Origin of the sequence: Flavobacterium sp. (assembly GCF_049590715.1) — a bacterium.
Taxonomy (GTDB): Bacteria; Bacteroidota; Bacteroidia; order Flavobacteriales; family Flavobacteriaceae; genus Flavobacterium.
This window is the reverse complement of sequence record NZ_JBAWDL010000344.1, coordinates 1-4,490: the sequence shown is the minus strand read 5'-3', so window position 1 is coordinate 4,490 and position 4,490 is coordinate 1. Positions and strand designations below refer to the sequence as shown.

Below are 4,490 nucleotides of genomic sequence, written 5' to 3'. Positions count from 1 at the left end.
GCCTAGGGTTTAAACCCTAGGCAATTGAAAAAAAACAACATTTTGGAAAAACTTTTCACTTTTTGCTTTTGGTTAAAAAGTCTATCTTTGCCAAAAATTAAAACAAAAAGATGAGCAATTTACAAACAATTATAGAACAAGCTTGGGAAAATAGAGCTTTGTTACAAGAAGAAACTACAACTAACGCGATTAGAGAAGTTATAGAATTACTTGACTCTGGAAAACTACGTGTTGCTGAACCAAAAGGTGATGCTTGGCAAGTAAACGAATGGGTAAAGAAAGCAGTAGTTATGTACTTCCCTATTCAAAAAATGGAAACTCTTGAAGCTGGGATTTTTGAATACCATGACAAAATGGAATTAAAAAAAGACTATGCTGCCAAAGGTGTTCGTGTAGTTCCTGGAGCTTCAGCTCGTTATGGTTCTTTCATTTCAAGTGGTGTGATCATGATGCCGAGTTATGTAAACATTGGTGCTTATGTTGATGCTGGAACAATGGTGGATACTTGGGCAACTGTAGGTAGTTGTGCTCAAATTGGAAAAGACGTTCACTTGAGTGGTGGTGTAGGTATTGGTGGTGTATTAGAGCCATTACAAGCTGCTCCGGTAATTATTGAGGATGGTGCATTTGTAGGATCAAGATGTATTGTTGTTGAAGGTGTTCACGTAGGTAAAGAAGCTGTTTTAGGAGCAAATGTATGCTTGACTGCCTCTACAAAAATCATTGACGTAACTGGCGAAACTCCTATCGAAATGAAAGGTTTTGTACCTGCTCGTTCGGTTGTTATCCCTGGAAGTTATACTAAAAAATTCGCAGCTGGTGAATACCAAGTACCCTGTGCATTAATCATTGGTACTCGCAAACCATCTACTGACTTGAAAACGTCATTGAACAATGCGTTGAGAGAATACGACGTAGCGGTTTAATTAAAAATCAATTTGTAAATTGATATATTTAAATACAATATTTTAAAGGGAGTTTATTTTCATACGATTAATAAACTCCTTTTTTATAATAATTATCTAAATATTTTGAATCTATTTATTTAGCGATACGTTTACTCATTTCTTATTTACCTAACATTGTTTGGTATTTCTGTTTGAGTTATTAATACCGGAATCTTGATTTGAGATACCAAAATATACGAAATGCTGACAAAAAACTTGGCTACTATAATACTTCTCAAACCTAATAATGAAAATGAATACTACCAAAATATCTATTGTAATTCCGTCTTTTAACGAAGAAGGAAACATTGAAATAATGATCCAAAGCCTGCATCATGAATTAAAGAAAACAGGTTATGATTATGAACTTATTTTTGTAGATGATGGTAGTAGAGACCAAACATTGACTATTTTACAAAAACTTTCAGAAATAGACTCAAAGGTGTTTTTCATCGAATTGTCACGTAATTTTGGCCATCAAAATGCTTTAATGGCTGGTTTAGAGTTAGCTTCTGGTGATGCAATAATTACTATGGATGGCGATATGCAGCACCCCCCAAGCCTTATTCCTGCTTTGATTGAAAAATGGAACGAAGGCTATGACGTGGTATATACCCGACGCTTAGAGGATAAAAATCTCTCCGCTTTCAAAAAAACAACTTCTAAGTATTTTTACAAATTCATCAATTATATTTCGGAAATTAAAATTGAAAATGGCACAGCCGATTTCAGGTTAATGGATAAAAAAATCACTAAAGTATTTTTTACTTTTTCCGAAAACGAATTATTTATTAGAGGTTTAGTCAACTGGGTGGGATTTAAGCAATATGCTATAGAATATGAACCTGCACAACGTTTTTCTGGCACAAGTAAATATACTATCAAAAAAATGATTCAATTTGCCTTAAAAGGCATTACATCATTTAGTATCAGACCCTTGTATATTTCAATATTCCTAGGCCTAGCAATTTTTTTACTTGCGACTCTTTTTTATACTGTTTATGTCTCATATAGTCTATTTTATGGACATCCCATATCAGGTTGGGCATCATTAATATTTACAGTGGTGTTTTTTGGTGGACTTAATTTAATCATTTTAGGCATTATAGGCGTTTATGTAGGTAAGCTTTTTATGCAATCAAAAAACAGACCTAATTACCTAATAAGAGATACTAATATAGCACCCAAAATATGATTTTATTAAGCTTTGACATTGAAGAATTTGACATGCCCTTTGAGTACAACAAAACCATAAGTTTTGAAGAACAAATGCGTGTTTCTATAGATGGCACCACTACAATTTTAGATATTTTAAAAAAACACAACATAAAAGCTACTTTTTTTAGCACCGCTACTTTTGCTATCAATGCTCGTAAAATAATGGAACGCATTGTAACCGAAGGCCACGAAGTAGCATCGCACAGCTATTACCACAGTGATTTTAAAACGGAACATTTATTAGAATCCAAATTAAAACTAGAAGAAATTACTCACACAGAAGTAATCGGTTTTAGAATGCCAAGGATGCAACCCGTAGACGAGAAAGAAATCCACAAAGCAGGTTACATCTACAACACATCATTAAACCCAACCTACTTACCAGGTAGGTATAATAATTTTTCGAAACCTAGAACTTATTTCAAACAAGACGGTGTTTGGCAAATACCTGCCTCAGTGAGTCCAATAGTGCGTTTTCCGTTATTTTGGCTTTCGTTTCATAACTTACCATTGTGGTTATACCAATGGTTGTGCAAAATCACCTTAAAAAAAGATGGATATCTCAATCTCTATTTTCACCCTTGGGAATTTACAGATTTGGATCAAAAAGAAAAATACAATTTCCCTAATTATGTTTCTAACAATTCAGGGAAACTCATGGGACAACGATTAGACAAACTTATTGTAGAAATGAAAAAAAACAACTATTCTTTTAGCACTTTCAAAGAATTACTTTTAACGTTTTAAAACACATATGAAAATATTAGTAATTCAAAAAAAAAGAATCGGTGACGTACTTACGAGTACTATTATACTCGAAGCTTTAAAAGAAAAATATCCCGAAAGCGAACTACATTATCTTATATACCCCAATAGTCTTGCGGTGGTAGCAAACAATCCTTTTATTGACAAGCTAATCCTACTTGATGAAGTAACCAAAAAGAGTAAATTAAAATTTCTACGTTTTATCTTCAAAATTAGAAAAGAGAAATACGATATTGTAGTCGATGCTTATGGTAAACCCAACAGTATATTGATTGGTTGGTTATCAGGAGCCAAAACTAGAATTACATATAGTAAAAAATATTCCGAAATCTTTTACACCCATAGTATGGTTAGAAATAAACTTTCTTTTTCGAATGCTACTCTAGCAATTGAACACAGAATGCTATTACTACAACCATTAGGCATTGATTTTAAAGCTTACAAGCCTAAAATCATCCTTACTCAAGACGAGAAAGAAGTTGCCAAAACGTACTTGACCCAAAACAACATCAATTTTGAAAAACCAATTATAATGATCAGTGCTGTAGGCAGTAGGGATTTTAAAACATACCCGCTAAAATACATGGCAAAAGTGCTTGAATACACTACTAAAAACAACAACGCACAATTACTTTTCAATTATATGCCCGATCAAAAATCAATTGCCGACGAACTATATAGCTTATGCAATATAGAGACTCAGAATGCTATTTTTATGAATATATATCAAAATGATATCCGAAAATTTCTAGGCATCACTAGTCTTTGTAATGCTTTAATAGGAAATGAAGGCGGTGCAACCAATATGGCCAAGGCTTTGAATATCCCTACTTTTACTATATTTGCACCGGGTATACCAAAACATGGTTGGAATATGTTTGAAAATGAAACCACCAATATTTCGGTACATTTACACGATTTTTTACCCCTTGAAAATTCATACGAAAAATTTGAACCTAGTCTTTTTAAAGAGCAATTAAAAACATTTTTAAACTATAATTGTACCCGATAATGAATATAGGATTTGAAGCAAAACGATTTTTTCATAACAATACAGGACTAGGTAATTACAGCCGAGATTTAATACGAATTTTAAGCAAGCAGTACCCAGAAAATAGCTATTTTTTGTATAATCCAAAACAAAAATACAATAGCACCTTCAAAATTAGCAAAAATGTTATTGAAAAAAATCCGAACTCTTTTTATAAATCCTTTAAAAATTATTGGCGACAAAAAGCAATCGTTACCGACTTATGTAGAGACAAAATAGAACTATATCATGGGTTATCAGGCGAATTACCACTTAATTTAAAGAAGAACAACATCAAAAGTATTGTGACGATTCACGACTTAATTTTCGTTCGCTATCCAGAATTATACTCCTTTTTTGACCGAAAAATTCATTTTTTAAAATTCAAAAAAGCCTCTCAAAATGCCGATTTAATTGTTGCTATAAGTCAACAGACCAAAGAAGATATAATCCAGTTTTTGAACATTAAAGCTGATAAAATAAAAGTAATCTACCAAGGTTGCCAATCTGTTTTTAAAGTCGACTATAGC

5 protein-coding genes are annotated in these 4,490 nt (G+C 32.6%); all 5 read left to right on the top strand.

All coding sequences use genetic code 11. From position 1 onward, the window contains the following. The first annotated feature begins 110 nt into the window (after positions 1 to 110). Positions 111 to 926 carry a 2,3,4,5-tetrahydropyridine-2,6-dicarboxylate N-succinyltransferase gene (locus WBQ70_RS14655; protein WP_423915487.1) on the top strand — a complete coding sequence of 272 codons (816 nt, stop codon included), beginning with the start codon at positions 111 to 113 and terminating at the stop codon, positions 924 to 926. A 268-nt stretch (positions 927 to 1,194) separates the two neighbouring features. Further along, positions 1,195 to 2,142: a glycosyltransferase family 2 protein gene (locus tag WBQ70_RS14650; RefSeq protein WP_423915486.1), complete on the top strand. Its 948-nt coding sequence runs from the start codon at positions 1,195 to 1,197 to the stop codon at positions 2,140 to 2,142. Further along, entirely contained in the window at positions 2,139 to 2,912 is a 774-nt protein-coding gene (locus WBQ70_RS14645) for a polysaccharide deacetylase family protein (protein WP_423915484.1), read from the top strand. The genes WBQ70_RS14650 and WBQ70_RS14645 overlap by 4 nt, the downstream gene beginning before the upstream one ends. Positions 2,913 to 2,919: 7 nt before the next feature. Further along, a complete protein-coding gene (locus WBQ70_RS14640; RefSeq protein WP_423915483.1) occupies positions 2,920 to 3,942 on the top strand; it encodes a glycosyltransferase family 9 protein in 1,023 nt (340 codons plus the stop codon). Continuing rightward, the coding region (locus WBQ70_RS14635; RefSeq protein ID WP_423915481.1) for a glycosyltransferase at positions 3,942 to 4,490 on the top strand (549 nt) is incomplete at its 3' end. The genes WBQ70_RS14640 and WBQ70_RS14635, both read left to right, overlap by 1 nt.